Annotated in this window: 6 protein-coding genes; 3 read left to right on the plus strand and 3 right to left on the minus strand. The window is 65.0% G+C overall.

The genetic code is table 11. The features are described 5' to 3' along the window. On the plus strand, positions 1-499 hold a 499-nt coding region (locus tag EOA27_RS26565), incomplete at its 5' end, for an FAD-binding oxidoreductase (protein ID WP_145970544.1). 48 nt (positions 500-547) lie between these two features. Here the strand turns inward: EOA27_RS26565 and EOA27_RS26570 are convergent. From EOA27_RS26570 to EOA27_RS26580, 3 genes are all read right to left on the minus strand, one after another. Beyond that, on the minus strand, positions 548-1348 hold the full coding sequence (locus EOA27_RS26570) for a class II glutamine amidotransferase (RefSeq protein ID WP_127257653.1): 801 nt from the start codon (positions 1346-1348) through the stop codon (positions 548-550). Positions 1349-1499: 151 nt separating this feature from the next. Then, complete coding sequence (locus EOA27_RS26575) at positions 1500-2300, minus strand: class II glutamine amidotransferase (protein ID WP_126079730.1); 801 nt, start codon at positions 2298-2300, stop codon at positions 1500-1502. A 15-nt stretch (positions 2301-2315) separates the two neighbouring features. Continuing rightward, positions 2316-2570, minus strand: a complete 255-nt coding sequence (locus tag EOA27_RS26580; RefSeq protein WP_126079731.1) for a DUF6356 family protein — start codon at positions 2568-2570, stop codon at positions 2316-2318. Positions 2571-2685: 115 nt separating this feature from the next. On the opposite strand from EOA27_RS26580, the gene EOA27_RS26585 reads away from it, so the two are divergent. Beyond that, a complete protein-coding gene (locus tag EOA27_RS26585) occupies positions 2686-3156 on the plus strand; it encodes an Lrp/AsnC family transcriptional regulator (RefSeq protein WP_126079732.1) in 471 nt (156 codons plus the stop codon). Between the two features lie 321 nt (positions 3157-3477). After that, the coding region (dut, locus tag EOA27_RS26590) for a dUTP diphosphatase (RefSeq protein ID WP_127257655.1) at positions 3478-3854 on the plus strand (377 nt) is incomplete at its 3' end.

A 3854-nucleotide genomic window follows, 5' to 3' on the forward strand; every position in this document is an offset into this window, starting at 1 on the left:
CGTGGTGATCGCCGCCGGCGCCGGGGCTCCGGCGATCGCGGCAACGGCCGGTATCGAGCTGCCGATCGAGACCCCACCCGGCCTGATCGTGCATTCGCGCCCTTACGACAAGCTGCTCAATGGGCTGGTGCTGGCCGACAGGCTGCATATGCGCCAGACGGCCGAGGGCCGCATCATCGCCGGCTCCGATTTCGGCGGCGGCGATCCGGGCGAGCATCCGGACACAGCCGCGCGCGAGCTATTTGCGGCAATGAAAGCGATGCTGCGCGGCGCGGACGGGCTGGAGCTCGATTTCCACACCGTCGGCTACCGGCCGACCCCGGTCGACGGCTTTCCGATCGTCGGCCGCGCGGAAGGCGCCGGCGGCCTCTATGTCGCCGTCACGCATTCGGGCATCACGCTGGCGCCAGTCCTGGGATTGTTTGCCGCCCGCGAGATCCTGGAGGGCGAGCGCGATGTGCTGCTGACGCCTTATGGGCTGGAGCGCTTCGCCCGGTAGCCCGAAGGTCGGCGAAAATAGTCTCGGGACCAGCAGGGACCGATTGCCTTAACCCGCCATCGCCAAACGCGCGACGGCCGGCGCGAAAGGCCTGATGCTGGTGCCGCCGCGGGTCATGGTAACGAAGCTCGACTGCGGTATCTCGTGCCAGATGCGGCCGTCGCGATCGAACGGCTCGGAGACGATGCAGCGACCTACCCCCTTGGCGAAAGCGCCGGTGTAGAGCGTCGGCGCCTGGTCGTCGGTGGCATAACGCACCGCGTGAAGTGCCTGGCCGTCGCTGAAGGCGGCGGTCAGCTTCAGTGACGGTTCGATCCCGGCGCGGCGCGAAACCTCGAGCACGCGGCCGGCGGCCCGCGATACCGCGCCATACGGATCGTCGGCGAGCCGATCGCCGACCATCAGCCGAAAGAACAATTCGGAATCGGTGCTCCCCTCGAGTTCATCGAACAAGTCGTCGGCGAGCGAGTTCTCGAGCGCGCGCCGGATCTTCTCGAAGCCGCCGATCTGGCCGTTATGGATGAACGACCAGCGGCCCGAGACGAAGGGATGGCAGTTCATGCGGCTGGTGGCGCCGCCGGTCGAGGCGCGCACATGGGCGAGGAACAGGCCGGACTTGATCTGGCGGCCAAGGCTTTTGAGATTGGGGTCGGACCAGGCCGGCAGAATGTCGCGGTAGAGGCCGGGTTCTGGCCGATCGCCGTACCAAGCCACTCCGAAGCCGTCAGCATTGGTCGGGGATTTCGCCTCCCGCGCCTGCCGGCTCTGAATGACCAGCGAATGGGAGGGCGCCGCAATGACGTCCTCCAGGAAGATCGCGTTGCCGAGATAGGCTGCCCACCTGCACATTGTCTGTCATCCCTTGTCGATGCGTTTTCGGGCGCGCGGATGAATTCGGCGCTCGTCTGGCGCCACAGATGGCAGGATGGCGCTTTGGCGTCCTTACGCCGCGCTTACGTTTTGCTGATCTCTGCCCGGAGGGCGTCTCGGCAGGTCTGCTTCAGCCGACCAATGCCAGCCTGGCCGGTGCGGGCGCGAACGGCCGGATGCTGGTGCCGTCCCTCGTCATGGCGACGAAGCTCGAGGGCGGGATCGCGTGCCAGTCGCCGCCGTCGCGGTCGAAGGGTTCGGAGACGATGCAATGGCCGGCGCGCCTGGCGAAGGCGCCGGTATAGAGCGTCGGCGCATGGTTGTCGGTGGCATAGCGAACGGCGTAGAGCGTTTCACCATCGGAAAAGGCGGCCGTCAGCTTTAGGGCCGGCTCGATGCCGGCACGGCGCGAGGCTTCGACGACGCGACCGGTTGCCCGCGACACGGCGCCTTGCGGGTCCGCCGCCAGCCCCTGGTCGATCATCAGGAGAAAGAAGAGCTCGGAATCGGTCGTGCCCTCGCGCTGGTCGAAGACCTCGTCGGAGAGCGAATTCTCCAGCGCGCGACGGATCTTTTCGAAGCCGCCGATCTGGCCGTTATGCATGAACGACCAGCGGCCGGAGATGAACGGGTGGCAGTTCATGCGGCTGGTGGCGCCGCCGGTCGAAGCACGGACATGGGCGAGGAACAGGCCGGATTTGATCTGCCGGCAAAGGCTCTTCAGATTGGGGTCGGACCAGGCCGGCAGGATGTCGCGGTAGAGCCCGGGCTCGGGCCGGTCGCCATACCAGGCGAGACCAAAACCGTCGCCATTGGTCGGCGACTTGGCTTCCTGGGCGCAATGGCTCTGGGCGATCAGCGAATGACAGGGCGCGGTGATGATGTCTTCGAGGAAGACCGCTTCACCCAGATAGGCCGCCCACCGGCACATCGCTTTCCACCATTCCTAGGCGCGATCCATCAGAGCCTGGGGCTCCTTGACCGCGTGCGAACCTCTGTTGTGCGTGCGCTCATAGAGCTCGCGAACGATTCGGCTCGCAGTAGTTTCGAACAGAAATGGCAAGAAAGCGTGAACGAGCGCGGCGCACGCGGCCATCGACAGGCGCGAGCAGAACCAGGCGGCAAAGGCCATGTGGCCGAAATAGCTCTCGCCGACCTTGGCCGGGTGCGAGGTGAAGAGTGCCGTAAGCCTGGTCGTCATGGTGATCCCTCCTGCCGGGATGAGCCCCGATGATGAGTATCGTGCCACGGGGCTTTGGTTCATCTGTCCCATTTCGTCCTTGCTTTTTGTTATTTTGTGGGACATTCATCCCAATATGTCGATGGAACTTGATGCAATCGATCGAAGATTGCTGGCTGAACTGCAGCGCGACGGCACGCTTTCCGTCGACCAGTTGTCGGAGCGCGTGGCGCTGTCGCGCAACGCCTGCTGGCGGCGCGTCAAACGGCTCGAGGAGGACGGCATCATCACCGGCCGGGTCGCGCTGGTCGATGCCGAGAAGCTGGGCCTCGGCCTCCCCGTCTTCATCCTGATCCGCACCTCCAATCATGACCCGGACTGGCTGCAGAAATTCCGCGCGGCCGTGACCGGCTTTCCCGAGATCACCGGCGTCTACCGCATGTCGGGCGACCTCGATTATGTGCTGAGAGCCCGCGTCGCCGACGTGAAGGCCTATGACCGCCTCTACCAGCGGCTGATCGCCAAGGTGGCATTGTCGGACGTCTCGGCCTCCTTCGTCATGGAGGAGATCAAGGAGACGACCGTGGTGCCGGTGGAACTGCGGTAGGTAGCCAAGGCCTCTTCGTCATCCACGGGCGGAGCAAGGAGCGAAGCGACGCGCGTAGACCCGAGGATCCATTCCGTGACTTCGACGCACCGCTACGGTGCAGAATTCTGCTCCGCCGCTTTCCACGGTCGAGGTAACGGAATGGATCCTCGGGTCTGCGCTCCGCTACGCGTCGCTCCGCCCGTGGATGACGACGTGATGGGCGTTCTCGCCAATCGCCAAAGTTAATGGCGAGGTCATAGTCACGCCAGAAAGAAAGCCGTTGATAGGCTCTGATCTCGAGTTGACCGAATCGGCATTCGCTCCCATAGGAATGGGCTCATGCGCACGGCTGTCCATCCTTCCTCCGTCATCGGCCCCACCGTCGGTTTCGTCAGGCTTCCGCATGGCGAAGGCCTGCCTCTGCCGGCCTATGAGAGCGCGGGCGCCGCCGGCATGGATTTGCGGGCCGCGGTGCCGGAAGACCGGCCGCTGCTCATCCTACCGGGAAAACGCGCTTTGGTGCCGACCGGGCTCGTCCTGGAAATTCCGGAAGGCATGGAAGGCCAGGTGCGGCCGCGCTCGGGCCTTGCCTTCAAGCATGGCCTCACGGTCCTCAACTCGCCCGGCACCGTCGACAGCGACTATCGCGGCGAGGTGAAAGTGCTGCTGGTCAATCTCGGCGATGAGGATTTCGCGGTGACGCGCGGCATGCGCAT

This window comes from Mesorhizobium sp. M2A.F.Ca.ET.037.01.1.1 (assembly GCF_003998075.1).
Lineage (GTDB): Bacteria > Pseudomonadota > Alphaproteobacteria > Rhizobiales > Rhizobiaceae > Mesorhizobium.

Bases quoted from the DNA above. Each gene is read 5' to 3' on its own strand.
- EOA27_RS26585 (WP_126079732.1), top strand. From the start codon at position 2,686: ATGTCGATGGAACTTGATGCAATCGATCGAAGATTGCTGGCTGAACTG.
- EOA27_RS26580 (WP_126079731.1), bottom strand. From the start codon at position 2,570: ATGACGACCAGGCTTACGGCACTCTTCACCTCGCACCCGGCCAAGGTC.
- EOA27_RS26575 (WP_126079730.1), bottom strand. From the start codon at position 2,300: ATGTGCCGGTGGGCGGCCTATCTGGGTGAAGCGGTCTTCCTCGAAGAC.
- EOA27_RS26570 (WP_127257653.1), bottom strand. From the start codon at position 1,348: ATGTGCAGGTGGGCAGCCTATCTCGGCAACGCGATCTTCCTGGAGGAC.